Genomic DNA, 25,564 nt, shown 5'->3' on the forward strand with positions numbered 1-25,564 from the left:
GTTGAAGTCTGCGATCGACACCTTGCTGATGCTCCTTCGGCTCGACGTTATCTTGGGCAGCGTTCCGGGAGTTACGGCCGAACCCGGAATTTCCCCGCTGGTCTCCGAAGCGGTCGAGCGGCTGCGGACGGCCATAAATGTCATAGCCCGCAGGGACACTTGATTCATGGAAGGCACTCAGGGGCCCGATGTGGTTCCGGCAGATTCGGCACCGGCAACGACTGCGACGGTCGCGGACTTGGCCACGCTCCTGACCGGCCTCCCGGCCCCTGACAGCGCCGCTGCCCTGATCGATGAGATCCGGGAACTCGAAGACCTGAAATCCGCCATGGCAGCCCGACAGGCACGGCACGCCGTCGCACTGGATCTGTCCCAGCGCCGCGCCCAGGCCGCCGCCGGGATCCCCGCCGAGCAGCTCGGCGCCGGGATCGGCGCGCAGATCGCCCTCGCCCGGCACGAATCCCCCGCCAAAGGCGGCCGGCTCCTGGGCCTGGCCAAAGCCCTCGTGACCGAGATGCCGCACACCCTCGCCGCGCTGCAGTCCGGGCAGCTGAACGAATGGCGCGCCACCTTGCTCGTGCGCGAAACCGCGTGCCTGACCGCCGCGGACCGGGCCGCCGTCGACGAACACCTCGCACCCGACACCGGGACCCTCGCCGGGGCCGGGGACCGGCGGCTGGTCGCCACCGCCCGGGCCGCCGCGTACCGGCTGGACCCGCGCACCGTCACCGACCGCGCCGCACACGCCATGTCCGAGCGGCATGTCAGCCTCCGCCCGGCCCCGGACACCATGTGCTACCTCACCGCCCTGCTCCCGGTCACCGCCGGCGTCGGGATCTACACCGCCCTGAGCCGGCACGCCGACACCCTCCGGGCCGCCGGGGACCCCCGTTCCCGCGGCCAGGCCATGGCCGACACCCTCGTCGAGCGCTGCACCGGCACGCCGGGCGGGATCACCGGGGTCGAAATCCAGGTCGTCATGACCGACCGCACCCTCTTCCAGGCCGACAGTGAACCGGCTCGGATCCCCGGCTACGGCACCGTCCCCGCCGGCTGGGCCCGCGCCCTCATCAACGCCACCAACGCCACCAACGCCAAGGACGGCACAGCCGGCATCAGTTCATCCGGACAAAACGGCCCACAGGAATCCGGCGAGTCAACCACCGGTCCCCCCGAACCAGGCGGCACAGCCGGCGGACCCCCGGGACCCGGCCGCCCCAAGAGACCCAGTGACGCATCCGGTGCCGATGCCGACGCCGACGCCGACGCCGACGCCGACGCCGACGCCGACGCCGACGCGAACGCTTTCACCGTCTGGCTCCGACGGCTCTACACCCACCCGCGCACCGGCGAGCTCGTCGCCATGGACTCCCGGGCCCGGATCTTCCCGCACCGGCTCCGCCGCCTCATCCAGACCCGGGACGACACCTGCCGCACGCCCTACTGCGACGCCCCGATCCGGCACCTGGACCACATCATCCCCTGGCACCACGGCGGCCCCACCACCCAGACCAACGGCGCCGGCCTCTGCGAAGCCTGCAACCACACCAAAGACACCCCCGGCTGGCGAGCCCGTCCCGTAAACCCCGCGCACCCACAACTCGCGGACTCTGGACCCCGACCAGCACCCGGTCCAGCAGCCGGGCCCGGGCGCAGCAGTAACAGGCACACCATCGAACTCACCACCCCCACCGGCCACACCTACCACTCCACCGCACCACCCCTCCCGGGGACACCGCTCGGCTCAACAGCCACAGACCAGCCGGGCTCCCGGCAACGGCGCCAACGCCAACTCCGGTACCAAGCCAAAATGCGTCGACGCGCGCCCAGCCTTCCTCCGGCCGCCTAAACCCCAAGCAACTCAGTCCGCTGCGCCCGGGGACTGCTCCGGTAGGTGGCCCGTCAGTGTCTGAACGGCCTCTGCGATGCCCACGTCCTGCCGTTCAAGCTCTTCCATGAACAGCGTTCCGCCCGTTATGAGGCCGTCCTCCACCTCGAAGATGGTCACGCCGCGCATGTCGAAGGGCTGCCCGTCGGTGCGGGTGCCGCCCCAGGACCATTCGCTCCACGCGGTGTTACCGTCATCCACGGAGCGAAGCATTTCTGCGTGAAAATCGGGAATGCCAGCGAATATCGCCGCCCAGTTGGCGTGCATCTGCGCCCGCCCCACAAATGCCCTGGCCGGGTGGGCCGGTTGCACGCTGTTGTACGACTCATGAAACAACGCGGCGGCTGCCTCAAGGTCGTGGTCATTGAATGCAGCAAGCAGGCGTTGGATAACTTGGCTCATCAGATCACTCCTCGGCGCGGCGGAGCTTGTGCGCGATCTCATGCACCGGCGCGATGATGAATCGCAATGCTGGCGGAAATCCGCCTGCTTCCATCATCAGCCCTCGCCGCACTCGCCCGCTAGCATGCCGATCAAGTCCAGGAACCCACCAGACCAATGAGGTCCAGCGCGATCAAGTCCAGGAACCCACCAGACCAATGAGGTCCAGCGCGATCAAGTCCAGGAACCCACCAGACCAATGAGGTCCAGCGCGATCAAGTCCAGGAACCGACCAGACCGATGAGGTCCAGCGCAACCGAGTCGAAACGCCACTAGGGTCCGGGAGCTCCGGACCCTAGTGGCGTCGGCAAACGCTATCCGGTGACCTGCCTGGTGGTCGAGTTATAGGTCAAGCGGCCACCCTGGAAGTCCGATGCCCGGCCCACGGAAACCGAGTACTCGTCCCGGGCCGGATAGCCCAGGCGGCTTCTCTCCCAGCCAAGCGCTATCCACCTGGACCGGATCGCACCGGCGATCCAGTGCGCCCCCGTCTTCGGCGACCAGTAGATCGAGTGCCCAACCGCGCCCGAGAAGTGGTTGTACCGCCCCACCCCGTCCGGCGGGGTCATCTCGTCGGTTGTCGGATAGCCCAGCGGTCCCGTCTCCCAGCCCAGGGAACCCCAACTGGTCCGGATCGCACCGGCGATCCAGTGCGCCCCCGTCTTCGGCGACCAGTAGATCGAGTGCCCGACCGCACCCGAGAAGTGGTTGAACTTCCCTATCTTGTCCGGCGAGGACTTCTCGTCGGTGGTCGGATAGCCCAGCGGTCCCGTCTCCCAGCCCAGGGACCCCCACTTGGTCCGGATCGCACCGCTGATCCAGTGCGCCCCCGTCTTCGGCGACCAGTAGATCGAGTGCCCAACCACACCCGAGAAATGGTTGAACTTCCCAATCCCGTCCGGCGAGCCCTTCGTGTCGGTGATCGGATAGCCCAGCGGTCCTGCCTCCCAACCTAGCGACGCCCATTTGGCACGGATTTCGCCTTGGATATCGTGCGCCCCGGTCGTCGGCGTCCAATAAATTGAGGACCCTCCCGAACCGGAGAAATGGACGTACCGCCCCACCCCATCCTTGGTAGCCTTCTCGTCGGTGGTCGGGAAGCCGAGCGCACCGGCTGCACCGCCGGCGGCCTTATAACGGCCGTAGATCGCGCCCAGGAGCGCATGCGCCCCGGTAGTCGGTGACCAGCAGATCACCCCCCTGACATAGTCCTGGCACTTCCCGCCTGCCACGTCATACTCCAAGGCCAGCGACCGGCCGAGTTTCGACCGCGGGTCGCCGGCGCCAACCTTCCACGCGTAGGCAGCTATCGGGTCGTCCGTGCCCTTCCCCGTGAGCATTGTCTTGAGCGCGCCCTGGCCGTCGTCAGCAGTGATCAGGTAGAAAGTGTCGAGCGTTCCGGCCTGACCCACTTTCGTCGGAGTAAACGTCACGGACTGATAGGCAGACTCGCCTGCGGGTATCTTCAACCCCTCGGCGATGGGACTGTCTGTGGAGAAGACCCCCTGCGGCGCCTTCGCCTTGGTGATGGTCATTGGGACGTTTCCGGTGTTCGTGATCTGGAAGGCCCGGGTCACTGAGGTCCCAACGGGGACATCACCAAAGTCCAGCGCGCCCGGCATTTGCAGGTGCGCCGCGCCGGAGACGGCGGTCGCGGCCACCTTTACGGTCACGCTCCCGCGGTCACTGGCGACGACGAGAGAATCGGTGACCGGACCCGCCGACGTCGGACTGAACAAAATGGACACGGCAAGCGACGCCAGTGGCTGGACCGTCCGCCCCACGACCGGCACCGTGGCGGGGTCGACGCTGAGTTGTGCGTTAGCCGGCAAGGTAACTCCAGTGATCTTGGCGACGGTGGTGCCCGTGTTGACGATATTTACCGTTCCCCGGCTGACCGTTTTTGTTGGCACGTCGGTGAACTGCACCACCGCCGGCGTCGCGCCCAGCCCGTCCTTGGTACCGACACCGTGGACGCCGAGAAGGTTGGTCTCGCCGTCGGCCGTTTTGACCGTGAGCGTGCCGTCTGCCTGGCCCGGAACCGCTGGCGAGAACGTCACGGGGAGCGTCATGCTGCCGCCTTTCGCCAGCGCCCGAGGCAACGTCAGCGTCGCTCCAAGATCGAACGGGGCACTGGCCGTGACGGTGTTGACCGTCACCGCCCGCGACGCCGTGATCGTCACGGTCCCCGTGCGAGTAGAACCCACTGGGGCTGCGCCCAGGTCGGTGTTCGTTGCCCCTACCGCTGAGGTCGTCGGGGCGCCGAAGCCTATGACCTGCCCGTCCCTGGTGCCGACGTATACCCGGCCCCGGTCGGTGGCCACCGAGGAGAACTTGGCCCCGGTACCCAATGGGGCGCTAAACACCTCCTTGAGGTTCCCTGTGTTGTCCGGTAGTGCACGGTAAGCGCGCAGTTCCGCACCCGCCCCCGTACCTCCGCTGACGTAGACCACCCAAACCAAGGCCGAGGACCCGTCCATACCGGAGGACGTCACCACCGGCGTACCCGAGCTGAATCCGAACGTGCCGGTGGACGTCCCGACGGCGGCGAGGCTGACCCCTCCCGCAGCGCCCGGCACGAGCTTGAACGCGCGAAGGAACCCGTTGCTCTCGACGACGTAGACGTATCCACCGGTGCTGGTCCCGAGAAACGCCGGCTTCCCCCACACTCCGTTGTATGGACCGGCTTTGTCCAGGACGGCGTCGGTCCCGCCCGGCCCCTGCGCCATGCCGCCCAGGTTGTCCCGGTCCAGCAGATACATGGTGCCGTCCTTGCCGATTTGGGCCAGCAGGTGCGGGTGTGCAGCGGTGCCGTAGCCGTCCGGGATCGCCACGGGCGCCCCGGCTCCCAGATCGGCGTCGTTGAGGTTCAACTTCGCGTTGTTGGCTGGGCTGAAGAAATCGGTGGGGGCCAGCTTGCCGTCACTGCCGACCCGGAGCCGGACCACCGCCTCTGCCAGGGTAGAGGGCGGCTTCGTTCCCGGACCTGGTTTGGGGGAAATGCCGTTCCCCGTGGTGAGCAGGATCTGACCGGGACCATCGGACACCAGTCCTCCGCCGGATTGCCAGATACCTCCCTCCGCGTTGGCGTTGCCCGATTCGGTCGCCCACATCGTCGTCTGCCGGCCGGCGGTCGATACGCCGACGACGTAGCCGACGAACGGCGCGTAGTCGCAGTGGCTGGCAAATCCTGCATATACGACCCCGTTCAGAAGCAGCAACCCGGGACGCTGCATCGCTGTCATCGGGTTGAACGGCCGGGTGGGGTCATTTGTCGGCGCGCCCTGGATGACGACGGGGAACCCGGGCTTCTCCGCACCGGTCACCACGTCCAGGGCATGCATGTACCAGTGCGGGAGCTTGGCATTTGCGCCGTCATTCGTCTTTGCAAGCAGGTAGACGCTCTTCGTCACCGGGTCGTAGACGGGAGTGGACGTGACTCCGATGTTGGGTGTGAGGTCGCCGCAACCCACCGTCGACGCCGGCCACGCTGGCCCGAGTTTGCGAGTCCACTTTGCAGCGCCGGTGGCGCTGTCCAGCCCGTAGACCGCGTTGTTTTCCGTCGCGGCAATCACGGTACTGCCGACCACGAGCGGTTGGGCGTACACCTGTCCATCCACTTTCGCGGAGAATAGCCTGCCGAAGTTAGAGGAGGCGACCGCCGATGGCGAGAGCCCGGGCTCGTCCTTGTCCCAACCAGACCGCAGCGAATCGTAGGCGATGGTCCCCACGTCCGCGACGGCGGGCCCGCTCAGTACCAGCCCGGCAAATGCGAGCGATGCTGACAACAGGGACGCCCAGGCACCCCGGGACCACGGGCGTTGCCGGGACCACGTTGCGCGAATTGGGGCCGCTCGATGCTTTGGGCGCTGCGGCGGCCCTCCCCTTCGTCCACCGCGTTGACGGCCGCTTAAATGCCCGGACGACACCCAAATATCTGTCTGATCACCCATGGTTGAGACCCGTTTCTGACCACTACATTGACTTTATTAACCCAGTACTTCGGAGCCTAAAAGCGGGGGCTTGGGGAGCGCGCGAGTGGATGCTACTCGACTTCTCGAGGGCGATTCGGGTTTTCTTCAGGTGGCTACTTGGCGGCTACTTGGGTTTTGCAATTAGCTACCTGCTTCGCCGGAAATGTCGGGCCGAGGCGCACTTCGTTCTGGCGCGGCAGCACATCATTTTCAGGCGCGAGGCAGCGGCCACACCTTGAGCTAGGGGAAGCGCGCAGCCAAGGGAATGCGCGGGTACAGGAAGCGCGCAACTAAGGGGACCGCTCAGCCAAGGGAACGCGCGGGCATGGGGAACTGCCGGGCTGGCAAGGCCGTTCCCCATCGGGATCAGGCGGGCGTGCGGGAACGTCTCAGCGTCCCGGCCCGAGCCTTTTTCGCGACGGCGGCGCGCGCCTTTCGCTGGAGGGGTCTCCCCTACCGGTTCATCACTGCGTGCAGGATTGCCGCACCCAGCGGACCTGCCGTGGCCAACACCAAAAAGCCCGCGGCGGGAACACCAAGCACCCACGCAACCCGGCGCCGTCGTGCCTGATCAACCAACCTCCGGAGGGCGGCGAAGTTCGTCTTGAGCTCATCCGGTTTGCCTGGGAAAGCGGGCTTCGTGTGCCAGGTCCGGGCATTGACGGCAGCGGCAGCGACGCGTTGGACCTCTTCCGCGTCCAGCACAGCTTTGCGCCGCTGCAGAAACCCCAGGACCTGCCGATCGCTCAGCACAATCACCTCGCGCGGCTTCTCCTTGATCGTCAGCCGCTTGGGTTCCACGATCACCACGACCGCCGTGACGTCGACGGCGGCGCCAACTGCGGTGCTGAGCAGTTTCGAGGCCCGGGCGCCCTCGTGCGCGGAGTTATTGAGGTGGCGGAGTTTCTTTCCTGAGACCATCAGGGTTTGCCCTGCTACCCAGATATTTTGGCCCGCATGGTTCTTGGTGTTGAGGGTAAAGACGCCGGCGGGACCGACCAACACATGATCGATGTCCGCCCAGCCGGAGCCCACGGGGACGGCATGCAGTACCAACCATTCGGGTCCGAGCTTTGCCAGGACCCTGCCGACGGCGATCTCGCCCAGCGCACCGCGGTACCAGGGCCAGCTGGCGTCGCTCAACGGACTGGCACCGAACACCCGCCTGAGCAGCGAACGCGGCGGAACGAGCTCCTGGACTGCCAGCAGCTCCTCGATCACGGACTGGGCCGCAAACCGCTCAGTCAACGGCGCCGACGCCGGATATCCGCTCATTGCCGCGACACTCGTGTGGGACGCATGCGACGCAGTTTAGGCGCACAAGCCCGGCCCGCAAGGAGGAGGCCGCGGCGCGCCGGAATCTTTGCTTCGTCGCGTTAGGCTCATCCCATGTCGCCCGATCGATACCTGGCCGAGCTGGCCGGCTTTCTGGACCATCTTGGCACGCTCGCCCGGCAGTCTGAGGACCGGCTTGCCCGTACCGTGCCGGCATGCCCGGACTGGACGCTCGAGCAGCTATTCGGGCATCTCGGATCAATCGAGCGGTGGGCCGCCGCCGTGGTCCGCGGGGGCGCCTTCGTCAATGAACCGGCACCGCCGGCCGAGGGCGCCGCGGCCTGGTTCCTCGAGGGCACGGAACCCTTCCTCGAGACGATGACGGCAGTTGACCCAGAGAAACCGTGTTGGGATTTCGGCCCGCCGCCGCACACCGCCGGGTTCTGGCTTCGGCGCCAGGCCCACGAACACTCCATCCACCTCATCGACGCCTGTCAGGCGCTTGGCTCTGACATCCCCGTCCTGGGGGACGACTTCATGCTCGACGGCGTCGACGAGGTCCTGGCGATGTTCGCGCCGCGCCAGCTGCGACTGGGCCGGATGCCGCCCCCGGACAGGGCCGTGACCTTCCAGGTGCCCGGGGCCGCGGGCTGGACGCTGGGCCCTGGTCCGGCCGTGGCATCGATCTCCGCCCCGGTGCCCGCCATGTACCTGGGCTTGTGGGGCCGGTCCAGCCTGGAGGATGTCGCCCTCATTGAAGGCGATGCCGACGCTGCCCTGCGCGTGCTTCGGGGCCCCCTCACACCGTGAGCCACGGATTCCGGGCTTAGGATACGAACACGTCCTGGGAAGCTGCCGACGCAACTAGAAGCCGCCGGACGCTTTCGTGACCACAGCCCGAAGGGAACCCACCGCATGTCAGATTACGCCGCCCCCGAGTCCGCAGATATTGCCCAACCCGTCCCGAGGTGGGGCATCCTCGGCACGGGGTTCATCGCCGGGCTGCAAACGCCGGACCTGATTGGCGACGGCTCAGTGGTCCAGGCCGTGGGCTCCCGAAACCTGGCGTCGGCTGCGGAGTTCGCGGCCCGGTTTCAGATCCCCTCGTCCCATGGCAGCTACGAGGACCTCGTGGCCGACCCGGACGTGGATATTGTCTACATTTCGACGCCGCACCCGTTCCACCACGAAAATGCGCTGTTGGCCCTGACCGCCGGCAAACACGTGCTGATTGAAAAGCCCTTCGCCATGAACGCCTGGCAGGCCCGGGAGATTGTGGAGCTCGCCGAGTCGAAGGGACTGATCGCCCTGGAGGCCATGTGGACCCGCTATCTTCCGCACATGGTCCGCATCCGTGAACTGATTCGATCCGGCGCCCTGGGCGACGTCCGGACAGTAATCGCGGACCACAACCAAAATCTGCCCAAGGATCCGACGCACCGCCTCAACGACCCCGCACTGGGCGGCGGCGCGCTCCTGGACCTGGGCATTTACCCCGTGTCCTTCGCCTTCGACGTCTTCGGAGCGCCCGCCGGCATCCGGGCAGCAGCCAGCATGACTGAAACCGGTGTTGACCGGCAGACCGCCATGATTTTCGAGTACGGGGACGGGCAGCAGGCCGTGCTGCACTGCGCCCTCGACACCGCGGGTCCGAACCAGGCCTCGATCATCGGCACCGAAGGCCGAATCGAGATCCCGTCAGTCTGGTACGAGCACACAGCCTTCACCCGGTACGACGCCGACGGCAACGTCGTCGAGCGCTTCGAAGAGCCGGTCGCTGGCCGCGGAATGCAATACCAGGCGCGGGAAATGGAGCGGCTCATTGCTGCACGTGCCACTGCAAACGACATCCTGCCACCACGGCAGAGCGTTCAGGTCATGGAGGCCTTGGACGAAATCAGGCGCCAGATCGGCCTTACCTACAGCAGCGACAAGAAGTAGGACGGGCGCCTCACCACCCAGCGCCGTGAGAGGCATGTCCGGTGCCCGCTCAGCCGCGTCCGATCAACTGGGCAACTCGGTCGAGCTCTTCTTCCACGTTGTAGAAATGTACGGCCAGCCGGATCCTGCCCTCGCGGACCGACGCCACCACGTTGGCCTGGCGGAACCGCGCCACCACCGCCTCGGTGTCTCTCACGGCAACGGAGACGATGGTCGAGCGGTGCTGCGCGGTGAAGGGCCGGAAGTCGGAGCCTTCCGCCGCCAGGGCGGCCTGCAGATGAAGCGCGAGCCGGGCGTTGCGTTCGAGCAAGGCATTGATGCCGAACCGGCGGAAGATGCCGAGGGCCGCCTGCTCGGCCAGGGCGGGAAACCACGCCAGCGAGGCATCCAGCTTCGAGGCCGTGGGTGAGAGGTCCATGGCCGGACCGTAGAAGCTTTCGGCCGGATTGCGGGCGGCCTTCCAGCCCGGGCCGATGGGCCGGACGCGGTCCAGCAGCCCGCTCCGGACATAGAGGTAGCCCATGCCCCGGGAGCCGAGCAGGAACTTGTGGCTCGCTGCGGCCAGGAAATCCACGCCGTCGCGCACCACGTCCAGCGGCACCGCGCCCGCCGCCTGGCAGGCGTCGACGAAGAACCAGGCGCCGGAGCGGGCAGCGACCCGGGCGAGCGCGGCCAGGTCGGTCCGGTAACCGTTGGCCGAATGAACGGCGCTTACCGCGATCAGGCGCGTGCCGCCGTCGGCCGCCTGCCCAAACGCCTCGGCCGTCACGCCGTCGCCGCCCGGCGCCACGGCGCGGACCTCGTAGCCGCGCTCCCGGAGCAGGAGCCAGGGATAGTAGTTCGAGACGAATTCGTTCTGTGCGACTACCACGTTCTCTCCGTGCTTGGCGGGTGGCAGGTTGGCGGCCACGATCCCGGCGGCTGAGCTCACGGCCGGAACGATTGCGATCTCCCCGGCCGTGGCGCCGACGATCTCCGCGAACATGGCACGGGCGTCCTCCCCTGCCCGCTCGGCTTCCAACCAGTCGAACCGGCCGGCAGACCAGCGCCCGGCCGCCAGTTCGTAGGCCTCCCTCGCGGGGGCGGAGCCGACATTCATGGTCGCGGTGTTGAGATAGATGGTGTCCTTGAGCCCGGGGAAGAGCTGGCGGATATCGGCGGCGTCCATGTCAGGGACCGTCCTAACCGTGCCCGGGCGCCGGGTTCAGGCCCCTCGCGTAGGCCGCCTGCCCCACGTGCTGGAGGCAATCGGCAATCGTGCTAACCAGCCGTACCCCGAGCGTGACGGGCGGGTCCCAGCGGGTATCGACGATTCGGTCGAAGTCGTTGTCGCCGAGGGTCTTCAGGAATTCCACTGTCTGCCGGTGAACAGCGTCGTAGTACTCGAGCAACAGCTCCGGCGGTGCCTGCACCGCGTCGACCTGTGCGCTCGTATGGCTGTAGCCGGTGTCCCGCTTGGACAGGGGCAGGTCGAAGCGGGCCGCAAACCCCTGCGAGGTCCAGACCTGGTCCAGGCCGGCGGCCGACGCCAGTTGCACGTCCTCGACCCGGCCGAGGTGCCAGATGAGCCAGGCCATCGAGTTCCCCGTGCCTGCGGGCCGTCGGAGCAACGTGGCATCGTCGACCCCTGCCAGGGCGTCGGCCACCGTCTCATGGATCCGGCCGAAGGCGTCCAGCAGCAGTTCATTGGATTTCATCGAGTCCCCTCGCTGTTCATGATCGGTGCTTGTTCATGATCGAAGTGCTGTTCATGATCGGTGAGCCCCATGCTTGCATGGCAGCCGCAGCCGCGGATAGGGCCGAGCGTTTCGGCCTCTTCGGCGCAAGCGAAGGTAAAGCCTGCGGCAACCGGCCGGCACAGTCCACGAGGTCTTGGCAGCGGCGACCCCCGCGCCTACCCTTACGAACTATGAGCAACCTGTTGCCTGCAGCGCAGCCGGAGCGACCGACAAGCAGTCGCTGGGAACGCCGGGACAAGTTCCATCTCGCGGGCATCACCGGCTTCGTCATCCTGCTCAATGTGGTCGGCTGGAGCGTGCTGACGCTGGCCGTGGCTCCGCAGAACTTCGCCCTGGGCCGCTCCGGTGTGTACGGGGTGGGGCTGGGCGTTACGGCCTTTCTGTTGGGAGTGCGGCACGCGTTCGACGCCGACCACATCGCCGTCATCGACAACGCCACCCGCAAGCTGGTCGGTGAGGGGCAGACCGCTCTGGGGGTGGGCTTCTGGTTCTCGCTGGGCCACTCGACCGTCGTGTTCGGCGCGGCGCTGCTCCTGGCCCTCGGCGTGAGATCGATGGCCGGCAGCGTGCAGAACGAGGACTCAGCTCTCATACAGACACTGGGGCTGGTGGGAAGCGCCGTCGCTGGGACATTCCTTATCCTGATCGGGCTGGTGAACCTCGTCTCCGTGATTGGCATCGTCCGGGTCTTCCGCGGGATGCGCACCGGCGAACTGAACGAGGCCGAGCTTGAGCATCAGCTCAACAACCGGGGCTTCCTGGCCCGACGGCTTGGCGGAACAATCCGCAGGATCGCCAAGCCATGGCACGTCTATCCGGTCGGCCTGCTGATGGGCCTGGGATTCGACACCGCGTCCCAGATTGCCCTGCTCCTCCTCGCAGCGGGTTCCGCGGCCTTCTCCTTGCCCTGGTACGCCATCCTGGTCCTACCCGTGCTGTTCGCCGCCGGAATGAGCATCTTCGACACCGCCGATGGCGTGTTCATGTCCAGGGCGTACGGGTGGGCATTCCTCAAGCCGGTCCGCAAGGTGTTCTACAACCTGACAGTCACGGTGCTCTCGGTTGTAGTGGCACTGGTGGTCGGCGTCATCGTGCTGCTCGGGCTCGTGGCGGACAAGCTGGGAATCAATTCAGGGCCGGCGGCCACAATCGGCTCGCTGGAGCTGGAAAACGTCGGATACATCATTGTCGGTCTCTTCGTGGTCATCTGGCTGATCGCGCTCGCCGTCTGGAAATTTGGCCGGATCGAGCAACGCTGGAGCCAACCCGGCACCAGCTGAGGCCCCTGCGGCGCAGAGCGGCCAGCAATGTGATGAATCCCTCATGACGCGATGGGTGCCGGTGGAGTTCCCGATTCGCCAGGCACTTCCGGACGCGGCGGCCGCTTCCGAGCCGATCCCCTCGGAACGGATGAATTATCTTGGCCCAGGAGCTCGTTTTTCTAGAGTGAAAATTCGGATTTTGTGCCGCCAGCGCCTTATTGGCAGAATTTAAGGAAAGGGTGCGGACGAAAGTCCGCACCCAATTTTGCGGAACGCTTCCGTGACGATTCCAGCCACCACAGGGAGCACCATCCATGATTTCCGTCAGCCAGGTCTCAAAGAGCTACGGCTCCGGGCCGACCGCGGTCCGGGCCCTCGACGACGTCACGCTGTCCGTCGCCCGCGGCGAGATCTTCGGCGTCGTTGGGCAGAGCGGCGCCGGTAAGAGCACGCTGATCCGCACCATCAATTCCTTGGAACTTCCGGATTCTGGGAGCGTGAAGGTCGATGGCCGCGAGATGACCACACTGTCCGGCGCAGCCCTGCGAGAAGCACGGCACAACATTGGCATGATCTTCCAACACTTCAACCTGCTCAGCAGCAGGACCGTGCAGGCGAATGTGGAACTGTCGTTGGAGATCACAGGCGCCGGGCGCGCAGCCCGGCGCTCCCGGGCTCTCGAGATCCTCGAACTCGTGGGCCTGCACGGCAAGGCCTCCGCCTACCCCGCACAGTTGTCTGGCGGACAGAAGCAGCGCGTCGGCATTGCCCGTGCGCTGGCTTCCAACCCCACAGTACTGCTCAGCGACGAGGCGACCTCAGCACTGGATCCGGAGACGACCCGGCAGATTCTTGATCTCATTCGGAAACTGAGCAGGGACCTTGGGCTGACAGTGCTGCTCATCACGCACGAAATGGATGTCGTGAAGCGGATTTGCGACTCCGCCGCCGTCATGAGCGGGGGACGGATCCTTGAGCAGGGACCCGTGGATCGGCTGCTGACGACAGAAAAATCCCTGCTGGGCCAGGCGCTGTTCCCCATGGGAGAGATCCCGGAGACGCCCAGCGCCATCATTGACATCACCTTTAGCGGAGTCAAAACCGACCGGCCCGTGATCGCCCAGCTGGCGCGCAAGCATGGCATCGACGTCGGAATCCTGGGTGCCGCAGTTGAAACCGTCCGCGGACTCCAGACGGGCCGCACCCGGCTCGAGCTGCCCGGTGATGAGCGGACCGTGGCCGCCGCCGTGGCCGATCTCCGTTCCCAAGGACTCTTCGTGGAGGTAGTCAAGTGATCGACCGTAACGACCCGTACTTTTGGTCGGACCTGCTGGACACGATCCTCAAAGGCGCGGGAGAGACGTTTTACACCGTTGGCCTCAGCCTGCTGTTTACGATTCTTTTCGGCCTGGCCGCCGGAGTCCTGCTCGTGACCACCGAATCCGGTGGCCTGCTGGCGAAGCTCTTCGGCAGCCGGGCGCTCGGGTTCGCTGTCAACCGCGTGCTCGACGTCGTGGTGAACATTGGCAGGTCCGTCCCCTTCATCATCCTCATGATCCTGCTCATTCCGTTTACCCGCCTGCTGGTTGGATCCTTCATCGGACCGACCGCCGCGATTGTCCCGTTGACCATCGCCGGTATTCCTTTCTTCGCCCGGCTGGTGGAGATAGGCATCCGCGAAGTGCCTGTGGGACTCGTCGAAGCCGCCCAGTCGCTGGGCGCCAGCCGGTGGACCATCCTGACCAAGGTCATGGTTGCCGAGGCAGTCCCGGCCCTGGCGCTCGGGCTGTCCACCACCGTGGTCGGACTCATCGGCTACTCCGCCATGGTGGGCGCGGTGGGCGGCGGCGGCCTCGGGGACGTCGCATTCCGCTACGGATACCAGCGCTACAGCCCGGAATACATGTTCGGAGTTGTCATCCTCCTGGTCCTGCTGGTGCAGGTCTTCCAGTCCCTGGGCAACTTCGCGGCGCGGCGCCTGTCCCACCGGTAGCCACCGCCCGCACCGCACCCCCAGCTAAAACAGCAAACCCAGCTAAGACCGCAAACCCCACCCCAATGCCCCATCCCCTTCTGCGAAAGAGTCCCAAATGTTCCGTGCACAAATCCTGAAGGCTGCCGCGACCGGCGCGGCCGCCATCCTCGCCCTATCCGCCTGCGGCGCGGGTTCCGCCAGCCAAGGCGGGGCCGCCGAGACCATCAAGGTCGGTGCCCTCGCGGTTCCCGCCGGGGACATGTTGAAGCAAGTCCAGCGGGAACTCGCCCCCAAACAGGGCCTCACCGTGGAGTACAAGGAGTTCAGCGACTACAACACGCCCAACGCGGCTGTGAGCGACGGCGACATCGACGCCAACCTGTTCCAGAACACCACCTTCATGGAGACCTACAACAAGGCTTCCGGCAAGAGCCTCGTCAGCGTGGGCAAGGTGTATCTGCCGCCCATGGCCCTGTACTCCAATGGCGTGGCCAACCTTGCGGCCCTTCCCGACGGCGCCTCGGTCGCCATCCCCAACGACCCCACCAACGAGGCCCGGGCCCTGAAGCTGCTGGCGTCCAAGGGACTGATTGACGTCAGTGAAAACCCGATCACGCTCAAGGACATCAAGGCCAACCCAAAGAACCTCCAGTTCACGGAGATCGAAAACGCCAGCCTGCCGCAGGCCCTCAACGACAAGGACGCGGCAATCGTGACACTGGCATTTGCCCTACCTGCCGGCCTGAGCGCCGACAAGCAGCTGCTGGTCGAGGGCAAGGACAGCGCCTACTACAACGTCCTGGCAGTGAAGGCCGAAATGAAGGATGACCCGCGGGTGCAGAAGCTCTACAAGATCCTGACCTCGCAGGACATGAAGGATTTCATCCAGACCAAATTCAAGGGCCTGGTGATCCCTGCCAGCTGACCGCTTGGCGCTTCCCTGGCCCCTCACCCGGACCATCCGGTTCGGGTGAGGCGCCGGCCTGCGGGACGGGCCTATGGTCAGGGCATGGGACTATTACGCCGCCGCCATGACGAACCCGCAGCCCAGCGGTTTCAGATGCGCGAGAAATTGCTGTCGATTGGCGATGACTTCTGGATCGAAGACGACCAGGGCAGACGCGCCTACAAGGTCAATGGCAAGGCAGTTCGTGTCCGGGACACGTTCGCATTGGAGGACGCCTCGGGAAACGAGGTGGCGCACATCCAGGAGCGCAAGCTCTCAATCCGGGACAAGGTCTCCATCGAGCGCGGCGGCGACACCGCCGCGACGGTCCACAAGGCGCTGGTCGGACTCCGCGATCGCTTCGCCATCGATGTGAAAGACGGCGCCGACATGAAGGCGCACGGCAACATCGTCGACCATGAATACGAGATAGAGCGCGACGGCCACACGGTCGCCACGATCTCCAAGAAATGGTTCCGCGTGCGTGAGTCCTACGGCGTCGAAGTCGCTGAAGGCGAGGACGTCCCGCTCATCCTGGCAATCACCGTCGCCATCGACTCCTTGACCTAGCCCGTTCAGCGAACATGGCGCCGAGGAACCGCCCCCGCTCCCTGCTAGCCCCGACCCTGTGGAGGTTGTTCGGGTTCTTGACAGCGAGCGCGGTCTGCGGCGTGCTGGCCGCCAGCCTCTTGGTGCCCACCGTGGCCGCGACCGGCGTCGCCGTCAGCGATTCGATCAAATTGTTCAACGGCCTCCCGTCGGAGCTGACCGTTGATCCGCCGTCGGAGTCGACCAGGGTGCTCAGCGCCGACGGGAAAACGATCGCAACCTTCTTCGCGGAAAACCGCGTGAAGGTCAGGCTCGACCAGATGTCCCCGTACGTCAAGGACGCGATCGTCGCGATCGAGGACCGCCGCTTCTACGAGCACGCCGGCATTGATCCCCAAGGGATTGTCCGGGCGCTGGTGTCCAACCTGACCAGCGGCGGGAGGCAGGGCGCCTCCACACTGACGCAGCAGTACGTCACCAACGTGCTCAATGAATCCCTGGTCTCTGCGGACAGGGGCGATCAGATTGTCCTCAACGGGCAGAAGAGCATGGCCGACAAGATTCGCGAGATGAAGCTCGCCGTCGAATTGGAGAAGAGGTTCACCAAGGACCAGATCCTTGAGGGGTACTTGAACATCGTGTTCTTTGCCCGGGATGCCTACGGCATTGAAGCCGCGGCCCGATATTTCTTCAACACCACGGCCAAGGACCTCACGCTGCCGCAAGCTGCCCTGCTGGCAGGTCTCGTGAACAGCCCCAGCTTCTACAATCCCGCCCTCCATCCGGAAAACGCCGTCCAGCGACGAAACCAGGTGCTCGGCAGAATGCTCAAGGACGGCGCTATCTCGAAGGCGCAACATGATGCCGCCGTCGCCGCCCCGGTGGGCCTGAAGATCACCCCCGGGATGCAGGGATGCGCCGGCGCCGAAATGGCACCGTACTTCTGCGACTACGTTTCCCACCTCATCCTCAACAACCCGGCCTACGGCGCGGGTATGGCCGAGCGTGAGAGGAAGCTGTTCCGCGGCGGCCTGACCATCAGAACCACCCTGGACAGCCGGCTCCAATTGGCCGCGCAGGCGCAGGTGGATGCCACAGCCGGGGCGAACCCGGACAAATGGGGGGCCGCGATGGTCTCGATCGCGCCCGGAACGGGCAGGATCCTGGCGATGGCGCAAAACACCGTCTTTCTCCCGGCGCCCGGAAAATTCGATACGCAGTTGAACTTCAACGTCGATTCCAAGGATGCCAACGGTAACGACCTCAACGGAGCTGGCGGCTTCCAGCCTGGTTCCACCATGAAACCGTTCACGTTCGCCGAGTGGCTCAACGAGGGCAAATCCCTGACCGCCATGGTGGACGCCTCCCGGCGGTCCTATCCCCTCGGATTCCGGTGGAGGTCAAGCTGCGGCAGGGTGCTCGGTGCCTACAGCACGGCGCAGAAAGCCCTCGGCGCCGCGGACGACCTGCAGAACAATGACCTGGGATACTACCGCCGCATGCCCGTGAACTACGGGCTGTACAACTCCATCAACACCGCCACCTTCGCCGAGGCCGCCCAGCTGGACTTCTGCGGCATCCAAAAAATGGTGGACGCCGCAGGGATCCACAGCGGCGTGGACAACGCCCAGGTCAACATGCACCAACTGGGCAACCTGCTCGGCGCCATCGGCGTGGCCCCGCTCCATCTGGCCAACGCCTTTGCCACCTTCGCCAACGACGGCAAATACTGCACACCCATAGCGATCACGGCAGTAACCGACGCAGCGGGACAGAAGCTGCCGGCCGAGACCAGCGCCTGTCACGGTGCGATCAAGCCCGAGGTCGCCCGCGGTGTCAACTCCGTGCTGCAGGATGTGCTCAAGCGCGGGTCAGGCGTTTACATCAAGCCCAAGGTCCAGGACAAGTTTCCGACCGCTGCCAAGACGGGCACCTCCAATACCAACGGCGCCACCTGGGTAGTGGGCTACACGTCCGGCCTCGCCACGGCCTCCTTCTTCGGCGACACCCTCCACGGCCAGAAGCGGCCCGGTCAGAACATCACCGTCAACGGCAAGTTCTACAAGGCCATCGACGGGTACATGCTCGCCGGCCCGCAGTGGGCGAACTACATGCTGAAGGTAGCCGGTTACTACCCCGCCGCTGCCTTCCCGAAACCGCCGGAGTCCATGACCCGGAAGCAGCCCGCGCCCCGGACACCGTGCTACCCCCGGTTCTATCGTGCGCGGTGTCGTTGACCTTGTCCCAGGACGCTCTGGATCCGAATCCGCCCCTACGCCACCGGGCTATACCATCGGGCCCGGAGCCTCTATCCTCTTGCCATGAGAGACGGGGGCAAATTCCGGCGAGGGGATTCGCGACACCGCACGCGGGTGGCTCGTGACTACCGATAGCGCCCAGCAGCAGGACAACTACGACGCCTTCCTGTCGCGGCTGGACGCCGCCACCACCAGCCTGAACACCCGGGCCGGCTCGCTGGACAAGGCGATGGCAGCGGTCTCGTTGCTGTTGGGACCATATGAATCCGCCGTCCGGAAATGGGAACGACGGCGCCATTACGTCAGTGAACAGCTCGCCGCGCACTCCGGGTCCCCGCAGTCCTACACCGCGCTTTGCGAGCTCCACATCGTGGCAGGAAAGATGGAATCGATGCTGCGCGGCCGTGTCGAGCGCGTCACCGAAAAACTGGCCATCATGCAAGTCCGGCGCGAGGCCATCGACAAGGCACTGCTGGAGCTTGAGCTGAGCAGAATCAAACTGACGTCGTCCCGGATGCTCTCACAGGACCGCCAAGAGCTCAGCAGCATCTTTTCGGAACTCGCCGGCACCACCGTTGCCACCGGCGCCATTCCCGATACAGGGCTGCTCACCGATCTCAAGGAAGCACGCGAGGCAATCATCCTGGCCGAAGCGCTCATGGAAGTGAAGGGGTACTAATCATGGAAATTTCACGGCGCGATCAGCCCCGCAAGGACACTGTCGCTCTTGTTCGCTGGTCAAAGAAACCTGGCGAAAACCCCGTGTTCAAGTTCATCATTTCCAGCATTTTCGGATTGGTCCTGTGCCTGTTCCTGATGATCTTCCTGCCCTTCCTCAGGAGTTTCGGTGCCATGGTTTTGTTTATCTTCCTCTTCGCCGCGCTCCTCACGGTGCGCACAGTCTCGGCCCAGAGGCGCTTCATGAAGGGGCTGACCAAGCGGGTGAATGACACCCTCGCCGAGGTCACCAGCAGCCCTGGCGACCAACTGTCGGTCAAGCAATTCCGGCACATGACCAAGAGCGGCGAGCAGCTTCCGCTCCTTGTCAGCGGCTTGCCCGGATTGAACCTGCATGTGGCCCGGGCTTCAACGCTGGAGAGGAATGCGCCGGAGAAATGGGTCGCCGTCTTCACGGTGGTCCCTCCGGAGAACGGGACCGCCAGCTTCGACCGCTTGGTGGCAGCCGCCGTCGACGCCGGCCACCGGTACCAGCAACCTGGTTAGTCGGCCGCCCCGCTGATCAGATCCAGCACGCGGCGCAGCGCCGGATTACGGGCTTCCCGCCTCCAGATGGCATGCAGTTCGACCGGATCGGTCTCGAAACCACCCAGTTCGATGTATTCCACGCCCTCGATGCCGAGGGCCGTTGAGGATTGTGGGACCAGGGCTATTCCCCGCCCGGCCGCGACCAGGAAGATCATGGTCAAAATCTGGCTGACCGTGTGGACAAACGTGGGGTGGGATGAGACCAGGCTGATCACCAGGTCATAGAAGTAGCGCGCCTGGGTGGGCGAGTGCATGATCAGGTCTTCGCCGTGCAGGTCCTCGACGCTCACGAGCCGGTCCAGGCGGGTGAAACGGTGCCCTGCGGGGACCGCCACCATGATCGGCTCCCGATAGAGCAGGCGCGAATCGAAAAGGTCCTCATCAAAGGGCGGGCGGGCTAGCCCGAGGTCAATCTCGCCGTTGATCAGGGCGGCTGTCTGGTCCTTGGTCACCATCTCGCGCAGGTCGATATCGACATCCGGAAGCGCGCTCGAGATCTCATTGAGCAGGGCACCGAGCAGCCCGAACGTCGATGCCGCCGTAAAGCCGATGCGGACGAAGCCGGCCGAGCCCTGGGATATTCTCCGGGCCATGCTTGGCGCGGCTTCGGCGAGTTCCAGCAGCTTGACCGCATCCGTGAGGAAAGCCGAGCCGGCGGCCGTCAGCGCGACGCCCCGGTTGTCACGCTCAAACAGCTGCACGCCGATTGACTTTTCGAGCTTTTGAATCTGCCGGCTCAGGGGTGGCTGGGTCATATTGAGCCGCACGGCAGCGCGGCCAAAGTGGAGTTCCTCAGCGACGGCGACGAAGCCACGTAGTTGGTCCAGGGAATACATAATGCCGAAACAGTATCACGCCATGCCTTAATCGTCTTGGACACGCATCACTGACCACCCTAATGTTCAGTGGGAGCCGCCGACGTGACGGAACTCACCGAGAACGGCTCCATCCTCGCAGCGAACATTCAAGGGAGAATCTTCATGATCAAGTCCACCTTCAGCCGACGCTCTGTTCTCGGCGCGGGAACCGGCCTCGCACTCGCCCTGGCCCTGACCGCTTGTGGCGGCAACGTTGCAGGCAACAGCGCCCCGGCGGACGGCAGCAAGTTCCCGTCGGGTCCCGTGACGCTGACCATCGGGGCGGCCCCCGGAGGCAGCACGGACCTGATCGGCCGCGCCCTGGCGGAGAACGCCAGCTCGGGCCTGGGCGCACCGATCCCGGTGGTCAACAAGCCGGGCGCCAACGGCGCACTCGCCACCAAGGAAGTCGGCGGCGCCAAGGCGGATGGCCAGACGCTCGTCATCCTTAATGCCTCGCTCTTCGCCATCACCCCGCTGGCCGTGTCGGCCGATGAAACTGTCAAGATCGAGGACTACGAGGTCATCACCGGGATTTCCCAGGACGACTACGTTCTGGTCACAAATGCCAGTTCCGGGATGAAGACAATGGAGCAGCTCACCAAGGCGGGGAAGAAGTTCAACTTTGCCACCACCGGCGTCGGCACAGGCAGCCAGCTCGCCCAGGCCCTGCTGTTCAAGCAGGCCGGAATCGAAGGCACCGATGTGCCGTTCGACGGCGGCGCTCCCGCCATGACCGCTCTCTTGGGAAACCAGGTCGATGTTGCCACCATCCAGCTGGCCGAAGCGATGCCGCAGATCAAGGCGGGCAAGCTCAACCCGGTGGTTGTCTTCTCGAAGGAACGGAACCAGTACCTGGCCAACACTCCGACGGCCATCGAAGCGGGCTACGACGTTCCGGTTTCGCAGTTCAGGGCCGTCGCGGCGCCGAAGGGCACGCCGGAGCCGGTGCTCGAGAAACTGCGGGCAGCCTTCAAGACCGCCTTCGCCTCCGACGCGTACAAGGCATTCAACAAGCAAAACCTGTTTACTGCAGCGGAAAACGACGGAGCACAGGTCGCGAAGGACTGGGCAGCGGATGCGGCGAAGTTCAAGGAACTTGCACAGAAGTACGACGTGAACCTGGGCGGCGGGAAGTGACGTCAAGCTCCCAGCAGGAGGCTCCCCCGGTCGCCTCCACCGCGCACGCAGCCTCCGGCACCGGGTACTCAGCAGCCGAAGCCGATCCTGTCGAGCCGCTGACGGCCGAACAACTGGCAGCTGAATGGGACGAGGAACGGCCCCCGGCTGCCGGGCCTCTCGCCAATGTGGCGGCGGGTGTCGTGACGGCATTGCTCGGTGTTGCCGGCGTTGCACTGTCGCTGTCCATGGGCATCGGCACCCCGGAACGCCCGGAAGCCGGTATGTGGCCCCTCATCATCAGCCTGGTGATGGCGGTTCTGTCCGTGGCACTTCTGCTCTTCGGGCGCAAGACCCTGGACGCCGAGGCGTTTTCTTCTTCCAGCTGGCAGGTCGCTGCCGGCGTGGGGACCCTGATCGGGTTCGCCCTCGTCATCGGCCTGACCGGTTTTGAGATCCCCACGTTGCTCCTCACGTTCTTCTGGCTCAGGTTCCTTGGCAAGGAGACGTGGCGGATGTCGACCCTCCTGAGCGCAATCGTCACCGCCGCCTTCTACCTGATCTTCGTCGTGGCACTCAGCGTGCCCATCCCCCACCTTTTCTAGGGAAAATCATGGACATTTTCGGACCAGTCCTCAACGGATTCGGCGTCGTGCTGGAACCCACGAACCTGCTGTATTGCCTCATCGGCGTCGTCATCGGGATGCTCATCGGCGTTCTCCCCGGCCTTGGCCCGGCGGCCACCATCGCCATCCTCCTGCCCTTGACCTACGGCGTGGAACCCGTGACTGCCATCATCATGCTGTCCGGCATCTTTTACGGCGCGCAGTATGGCGGCACCATCACTTCGGTCCTGCTCAGGCTGCCAGGCGAAGCGTCCTCCGTGGTCACCGTCTTTGACGGCTACGCGCTGGCCCGGCAGGGCCGGGCGGGAACGGCGCTCGGGATAGCGGCCATCGGATCCTTCTTCGGAGGAACCGTATCCATCATCGGGCTGACGCTCCTGGCACCAATCGTCGCCGGCTTCGCCCTCAGCTTCGGGCCGCCGGAGTACACCGCCCTCGCCATGCTGGGCATCCTGTTGGTCGCTACCGTGAGCAACGGCAGCAAAATCAAATCGATCATCGCCGCTTCCCTCGGGCTGCTGCTGGCAACCGTGGGCCGCGACGGCTTCACGGGGGAATCGCGGTTCACCTTCGGCAGCCTGTCCCTCTCGGACGGCCTGGACTTCGTTCCAATCGCCATGGGCATCTTTGGGCTCGGCGAAATCCTGTACAACCTCGAGGAACGCCACAACAAGGTGCAGGCACCCGCCAAAGTGGCCAACGTTTGGCCCTCGCGAAAGGACCTCAAGGAATCGTCCGGGGCTATCGGCCGGGGCTCGCTGCTGGGATTCTTCCTGGGAATCCTGCCCGGCGGCGGTGCCACCATCGCCTCCCTGGCGGCCTACGCCATGGAGAAGAAACGCGCCAAGAACCCCGAGCGGTTCGGCCGCGGGGCAGTGGAGGGTGTCGCGGCACCGGAAAGTGCGAACAACGCCGCGGCTACGTCGTCCTTCATCCCGCTCCTGACCCTGGGCATTCCGGCCAACGCCACCATGGCGATCATCTTTGGTGCGCTGCTGATCCAGGGCGTCACCCCCGGACCGCAGCTCGTGGCGGACAATCCGGAGCTGTTCTGGGGCGTCGTCAACTCGATGTACATCGGAAACATCCTGCTGCTGATCATGAGCATTCCGCTGGTCGGCGTCTTCGTGAAAATCCTCCGGATCCGGGCCGCAATCCTGGCACCGATCACGGTGCTCATCACCCTGATCGGTGTGTACACCATCAACAACAGCATTTTCGATATCTGGCTGGTCATCGCCTTCGGCGTCCTCGGCTACCTCATGAAGAAGTTCGGCTTTGAGCCGGGCCCGCTGGTGCTGGCCTTTGTTCTCGGATCATTGCTCGAGGAGAACCTGCGGCGCTCCCTGCTCCTGTTCGGCGGCGATCCGGCAGGCTTCGTCACGCGCCCCATCTCGGGTGTTCTCCTGCTCCTGTTCCTGCTGGTGGTACTCCTGCCCCTGCTGCAGAAAGCAGTCAAGAAAGCACGGGCCAACCGGTCACAGACCACGGCACCGCACACGGAAAAGGAAAAGGAAACGGTATGACTATCTTGATCGGCTACGTGCCCACCCCGGAAGGCGAGGCAGCACTCGATACGGGAATCGCCGAGGGCAAGCTGCGCAGCGAAAACATCGTCATTCTCAATTCGCCGCGCAAGGGCGCGCCGGTAGACGCCGCCCTCGCCTCCGCTGACCAGGTTGCCGCACTGCTGAAGCGGGCCCACGATGCCGGGGTAACGGCGTCGATCCGCCAGCCGGGCCACACGGACGACCTCACTGATGAGTTCATCGACATCTCCGACGAGATCGATGCTTCCCTGATCGTCATCGGACTCCGCCGGAGGTCGCAGGTGGGGAAGTTCATCCTCGGGAGCCACTCCCAGCGGATCCTCCTGCAGGCCGACCGGCCGGTCCTGGCCGTGAAAGCCGGCGAAAAGTCCTAAAGCCCGCCCCAGTCCCCCCTCCAGCAGCCCACACCGGGCCGCGGACCGCCACGCCAGGAGTATCAGAGCCGTGAACCAGCCAGTCAGCCCCGCCGGACCCCACCGGTTCAAGGACATCACCATCACTCCGGTGGCATTCAAGGATCCTCCCCTTCTCAACGCAGTCGGCGTGCACGAGCCGTTTGCGCTGAGGGCCATCGTGGAAGTCACCACCGACACCGGAATCTCGGGCCTCGGCGAAACCTACGGGGACGCCCCGCACCTGGAACGCCTGCGGCTGGCCGCGGGGGCCCTGGCCGGGGCGGACGTCTTCAACATCAATGACATGCGGCGCCGGGTCATCACGGCCTTGAGCGCCGACACCACGGTGGGCGGCCACGGGATGTCCGGCATGGTTACCGGCTCCAGCACACCGGACCGGGTGCTTTCCCCGTTCGACGTGGCATCGCTGGACATCCAGGGAAAAATCCTCGGGCGTCCCGTGAGCGACTTGCTCGGTGGCGCGGTGCGGGCCGAAATCCCCTTCAGTGGCTACCTTTTCTACAAATGGGCCGGGCACCCCGGCCACGAGGAAGACTCCTGGGGAGCGGCGCTGGATCCGGAAGGCATCGTCCGGCAGGCCCGCCGGATGGTGGACGACTACGGCTTCACAGCCCTCAAGCTCAAGGCGGGCGTATTTCCGCCAGAGGAAGAAGTGGCCGCCATCAAAGCACTCCGGGACGCGTTCCCGGACCTCCCACTGCGGATCGATCCCAATGCCGCCTGGACCGTGGAGACCTCCATCCGTCTGGGCAAGGACCTCGACGGGGTGCTGGAGTATCTAGAGGACCCCACGCCGGGTCTCGACGGCATGGCTGAAGTGCGACGCAACGTGTCCATGCCGCTCGCGACGAACATGTGTGTGGTCAGTTTTGGCGACGTGCCTGGATCCGTCGACGTCGGAGCCGTGGACGTGATCCTTTCTGACCACCACTTCTGGGGCGGCCTTCGGCGCTCCCAGGCTTTGGCGGGCATCACCGAGACCTTCGGTTTGGGGCTGTCCATGCACTCCAACTCGCACCTGGGCATCAGCCTGGCCGCCATGGTCCACCTCGCTGCGGCCACCCCCAACCTTGACTATGCGTGCGACACCCACTGGCCGTGGAAGGGACCCGACGAGGACGTCATCGTGCCGGGACCCCTGGTGTTCCGCAACGGGGCCGTGGGTGTTCCCACCGCGCCGGGGCTCGGCGTCGAGCTGGACCGCGATGCCCTGGCACGGCTCCATGAGCAGTACCTGCAGTCCGGCATGCTCAACCGTGACGACACCGGCTACATGCAGAGCCTTCATCCTGACTACGAATTGGAATCCCCGCGATGGTGAATGCCCGAATTACTTGACTGGCCTGGGATACAGCATCAGTGAACAAGCACGCTCTTGGACTGTCACGACGGACACGTTTGCGGATACTCGCCTGCTGACCCCGCATCACAGCAATGCATAAAGGGTATCAACCCATACAGAAATAGGCTTAGACAGACATA

22 protein-coding genes are annotated in these 25,564 nt (G+C 65.2%); 16 read left to right on the forward strand and 6 right to left on the reverse strand.

The genetic code is table 11. The annotated features are described in order from the left end of the window. Nucleotides 1-166 precede the first annotated feature (166 nt). On the forward strand, nt 167-1,849 hold the full coding sequence (locus AC1DEM_RS20615) for an HNH endonuclease (RefSeq protein WP_476886143.1): 1,683 nt from the start codon (nt 167-169) through the stop codon (nt 1,847-1,849). A 12-nt stretch (nt 1,850-1,861) separates the two neighbouring features. Here the strand turns inward: AC1DEM_RS20615 and AC1DEM_RS20620 are convergent, their stop codons facing one another. From AC1DEM_RS20620 to AC1DEM_RS20630, 3 genes are all read right to left on the reverse strand, one after another. Continuing rightward, nucleotides 1,862-2,290, reverse strand: coding sequence for a nuclear transport factor 2 family protein (locus AC1DEM_RS20620; RefSeq protein ID WP_476886144.1), 429 nt, complete (start codon nt 2,288-2,290; stop codon nt 1,862-1,864). Between the two features lie 353 nt (nt 2,291-2,643). Continuing rightward, nucleotides 2,644-6,117 (reverse strand): Ig-like domain-containing protein, encoded by a 3,474-nt coding sequence (locus AC1DEM_RS20625; RefSeq protein WP_476886145.1) that lies wholly within the window; start codon nt 6,115-6,117, stop codon nt 2,644-2,646. Nucleotides 6,118-6,756: 639 nt separating this feature from the next. Then, nucleotides 6,757-7,578 (reverse strand): nuclease-related domain-containing protein, encoded by an 822-nt coding sequence (locus AC1DEM_RS20630; RefSeq protein WP_476886146.1) that lies wholly within the window; start codon nt 7,576-7,578, stop codon nt 6,757-6,759. Between the two features lie 114 nt (nt 7,579-7,692). Here AC1DEM_RS20630 and AC1DEM_RS20635 point away from each other — a divergent pair, with 114 nt between their 5' ends. Then, nucleotides 7,693-8,388, forward strand: coding sequence for a maleylpyruvate isomerase family mycothiol-dependent enzyme (locus tag AC1DEM_RS20635; RefSeq protein WP_476886147.1), 696 nt, complete (start codon nt 7,693-7,695; stop codon nt 8,386-8,388). Between the two features lie 105 nt (nt 8,389-8,493). Beyond that, nucleotides 8,494-9,519, forward strand: a complete 1,026-nt coding sequence (locus tag AC1DEM_RS20640; protein WP_476886148.1) for a Gfo/Idh/MocA family protein — start codon at nt 8,494-8,496, stop codon at nt 9,517-9,519. Between the two features lie 49 nt (nt 9,520-9,568). Here the strand turns inward: AC1DEM_RS20640 and AC1DEM_RS20645 are convergent, their stop codons facing one another. Both AC1DEM_RS20645 and AC1DEM_RS20650 read right to left on the reverse strand, forming a co-directional pair. After that, nucleotides 9,569-10,687: an aminotransferase class V-fold PLP-dependent enzyme gene (locus AC1DEM_RS20645; RefSeq protein ID WP_476886149.1), complete on the reverse strand. Its 1,119-nt coding sequence runs from the start codon at nt 10,685-10,687 to the stop codon at nt 9,569-9,571. Between the two features lie 13 nt (nt 10,688-10,700). Further along, nucleotides 10,701-11,216 carry a mycothiol transferase gene (locus AC1DEM_RS20650; protein ID WP_476886150.1) on the reverse strand — a complete coding sequence of 172 codons (516 nt, stop codon included), beginning with the start codon at nt 11,214-11,216 and terminating at the stop codon, nt 10,701-10,703. 212 nt (nt 11,217-11,428) lie between these two features. Between AC1DEM_RS20650 and nicT the strand changes: the two genes are divergently transcribed. From nicT to AC1DEM_RS20690, 8 genes are all read left to right on the forward strand, one after another. After that, a complete protein-coding gene (nicT, locus tag AC1DEM_RS20655; RefSeq protein ID WP_476886151.1) occupies nt 11,429-12,538 on the forward strand; it encodes a Nickel transporter NicT in 1,110 nt (369 codons plus the stop codon). A 296-nt stretch (nt 12,539-12,834) separates the two neighbouring features. Further along, the gene (locus AC1DEM_RS20660; protein WP_476886152.1) at nt 12,835-13,815 is read left to right on the forward strand and encodes a methionine ABC transporter ATP-binding protein; all 981 of its coding nucleotides are present in this window, start codon (nt 12,835-12,837) and stop codon (nt 13,813-13,815) included. Continuing rightward, nucleotides 13,812-14,513, forward strand: coding sequence for a methionine ABC transporter permease (locus AC1DEM_RS20665; RefSeq protein WP_476886153.1), 702 nt, complete (start codon nt 13,812-13,814; stop codon nt 14,511-14,513). Before AC1DEM_RS20660 ends, AC1DEM_RS20665 begins: the two co-directional genes overlap by 4 nt. Before the next feature lie 97 nt (nt 14,514-14,610). After that, nucleotides 14,611-15,420: a MetQ/NlpA family ABC transporter substrate-binding protein gene (locus AC1DEM_RS20670; protein WP_476886154.1), complete on the forward strand. Its 810-nt coding sequence runs from the start codon at nt 14,611-14,613 to the stop codon at nt 15,418-15,420. 84 nt (nt 15,421-15,504) lie between these two features. Beyond that, complete coding sequence (locus AC1DEM_RS20675; RefSeq protein WP_476886155.1) at nt 15,505-16,011, forward strand: LURP-one-related/scramblase family protein; 507 nt, start codon at nt 15,505-15,507, stop codon at nt 16,009-16,011. Nucleotides 16,012-16,025: 14 nt separating this feature from the next. Then, nucleotides 16,026-18,227: a transglycosylase domain-containing protein gene (locus AC1DEM_RS20680; RefSeq protein ID WP_476886156.1), complete on the forward strand. Its 2,202-nt coding sequence runs from the start codon at nt 16,026-16,028 to the stop codon at nt 18,225-18,227. A gap of 142 nt (nt 18,228-18,369) precedes the next feature. Next, complete coding sequence (locus tag AC1DEM_RS20685) at nt 18,370-18,927, forward strand: hypothetical protein (protein WP_476886157.1); 558 nt, start codon at nt 18,370-18,372, stop codon at nt 18,925-18,927. A gap of 2 nt (nt 18,928-18,929) precedes the next feature. Continuing rightward, entirely contained in the window at nt 18,930-19,472 is a 543-nt protein-coding gene (locus AC1DEM_RS20690) for a hypothetical protein (RefSeq protein WP_476886158.1), read from the forward strand. On the opposite strand, the gene AC1DEM_RS20695 is transcribed toward AC1DEM_RS20690, so the two are convergent. Further along, nucleotides 19,469-20,350: a LysR family transcriptional regulator gene (locus AC1DEM_RS20695; RefSeq protein WP_476886159.1), complete on the reverse strand. Its 882-nt coding sequence runs from the start codon at nt 20,348-20,350 to the stop codon at nt 19,469-19,471. The two genes, AC1DEM_RS20690 and AC1DEM_RS20695, sit on opposite strands and share 4 nt — an antisense overlap. Nucleotides 20,351-20,434: 84 nt before the next feature. Between AC1DEM_RS20695 and AC1DEM_RS20700 the strand changes: the two genes are divergently transcribed. From AC1DEM_RS20700 to AC1DEM_RS20720, 5 genes are all read left to right on the forward strand, one after another. Then, complete coding sequence (locus AC1DEM_RS20700) at nt 20,435-21,511, forward strand: tripartite tricarboxylate transporter substrate binding protein (RefSeq protein WP_476886160.1); 1,077 nt, start codon at nt 20,435-20,437, stop codon at nt 21,509-21,511. Continuing rightward, nucleotides 21,508-22,095, forward strand: coding sequence for a tripartite tricarboxylate transporter TctB family protein (locus AC1DEM_RS20705; protein WP_476886161.1), 588 nt, complete (start codon nt 21,508-21,510; stop codon nt 22,093-22,095). The genes AC1DEM_RS20700 and AC1DEM_RS20705 overlap by 4 nt, the downstream gene beginning before the upstream one ends. An 8-nt stretch (nt 22,096-22,103) precedes the next feature. Further along, nucleotides 22,104-23,642 carry a tripartite tricarboxylate transporter permease gene (locus AC1DEM_RS20710; RefSeq protein ID WP_377984834.1) on the forward strand — a complete coding sequence of 513 codons (1,539 nt, stop codon included), beginning with the start codon at nt 22,104-22,106 and terminating at the stop codon, nt 23,640-23,642. Continuing rightward, nucleotides 23,639-24,040, forward strand: a complete 402-nt coding sequence (locus AC1DEM_RS20715; RefSeq protein ID WP_476886162.1) for a universal stress protein — start codon at nt 23,639-23,641, stop codon at nt 24,038-24,040. Before AC1DEM_RS20710 ends, AC1DEM_RS20715 begins: the two co-directional genes overlap by 4 nt. A 70-nt stretch (nt 24,041-24,110) precedes the next feature. Then, the gene (locus AC1DEM_RS20720; protein ID WP_476886163.1) at nt 24,111-25,403 is read left to right on the forward strand and encodes a glucarate dehydratase family protein; all 1,293 of its coding nucleotides are present in this window, start codon (nt 24,111-24,113) and stop codon (nt 25,401-25,403) included. Nucleotides 25,404-25,564: the final 161 nt, after the last annotated feature.

This window comes from Arthrobacter sp. 05T420 (assembly GCF_056396305.1).

Bases quoted from the DNA above. Each gene is read 5' to 3' on its own strand.
- AC1DEM_RS20620 (WP_476886144.1), bottom strand. From the start codon at position 2,290: ATGAGCCAAGTTATCCAACGCCTGCTTGCTGCATTCAATGACCACGAC.
- AC1DEM_RS20635 (WP_476886147.1), top strand. From the start codon at position 7,693: ATGTCGCCCGATCGATACCTGGCCGAGCTGGCCGGCTTTCTGGACCAT.
- AC1DEM_RS20645 (WP_476886149.1), bottom strand. From the start codon at position 10,687: ATGGACGCCGCCGATATCCGCCAGCTCTTCCCCGGGCTCAAGGACACC.
- AC1DEM_RS20710 (WP_377984834.1), top strand. From the start codon at position 22,104: ATGGACATTTTCGGACCAGTCCTCAACGGATTCGGCGTCGTGCTGGAA.
- AC1DEM_RS20640 (WP_476886148.1), top strand. From the start codon at position 8,494: ATGTCAGATTACGCCGCCCCCGAGTCCGCAGATATTGCCCAACCCGTC.
- AC1DEM_RS20680 (WP_476886156.1), top strand. From the start codon at position 16,026: ATGGCGCCGAGGAACCGCCCCCGCTCCCTGCTAGCCCCGACCCTGTGG.
- AC1DEM_RS20715 (WP_476886162.1), top strand. From the start codon at position 23,639: ATGACTATCTTGATCGGCTACGTGCCCACCCCGGAAGGCGAGGCAGCA.
- AC1DEM_RS20660 (WP_476886152.1), top strand. From the start codon at position 12,835: ATGATTTCCGTCAGCCAGGTCTCAAAGAGCTACGGCTCCGGGCCGACC.
- AC1DEM_RS20690 (WP_476886158.1), top strand. From the start codon at position 18,930: ATGGAAATTTCACGGCGCGATCAGCCCCGCAAGGACACTGTCGCTCTT.
- AC1DEM_RS20670 (WP_476886154.1), top strand. From the start codon at position 14,611: ATGTTCCGTGCACAAATCCTGAAGGCTGCCGCGACCGGCGCGGCCGCC.
- AC1DEM_RS20650 (WP_476886150.1), bottom strand. From the start codon at position 11,216: ATGAAATCCAATGAACTGCTGCTGGACGCCTTCGGCCGGATCCATGAG.
- AC1DEM_RS20630 (WP_476886146.1), bottom strand. From the start codon at position 7,578: ATGAGCGGATATCCGGCGTCGGCGCCGTTGACTGAGCGGTTTGCGGCC.
- AC1DEM_RS20695 (WP_476886159.1), bottom strand. From the start codon at position 20,350: ATGTATTCCCTGGACCAACTACGTGGCTTCGTCGCCGTCGCTGAGGAA.
- AC1DEM_RS20675 (WP_476886155.1), top strand. From the start codon at position 15,505: ATGGGACTATTACGCCGCCGCCATGACGAACCCGCAGCCCAGCGGTTT.
- nicT (WP_476886151.1), top strand. From the start codon at position 11,429: ATGAGCAACCTGTTGCCTGCAGCGCAGCCGGAGCGACCGACAAGCAGT.
- AC1DEM_RS20615 (WP_476886143.1), top strand. From the start codon at position 167: ATGGAAGGCACTCAGGGGCCCGATGTGGTTCCGGCAGATTCGGCACCG.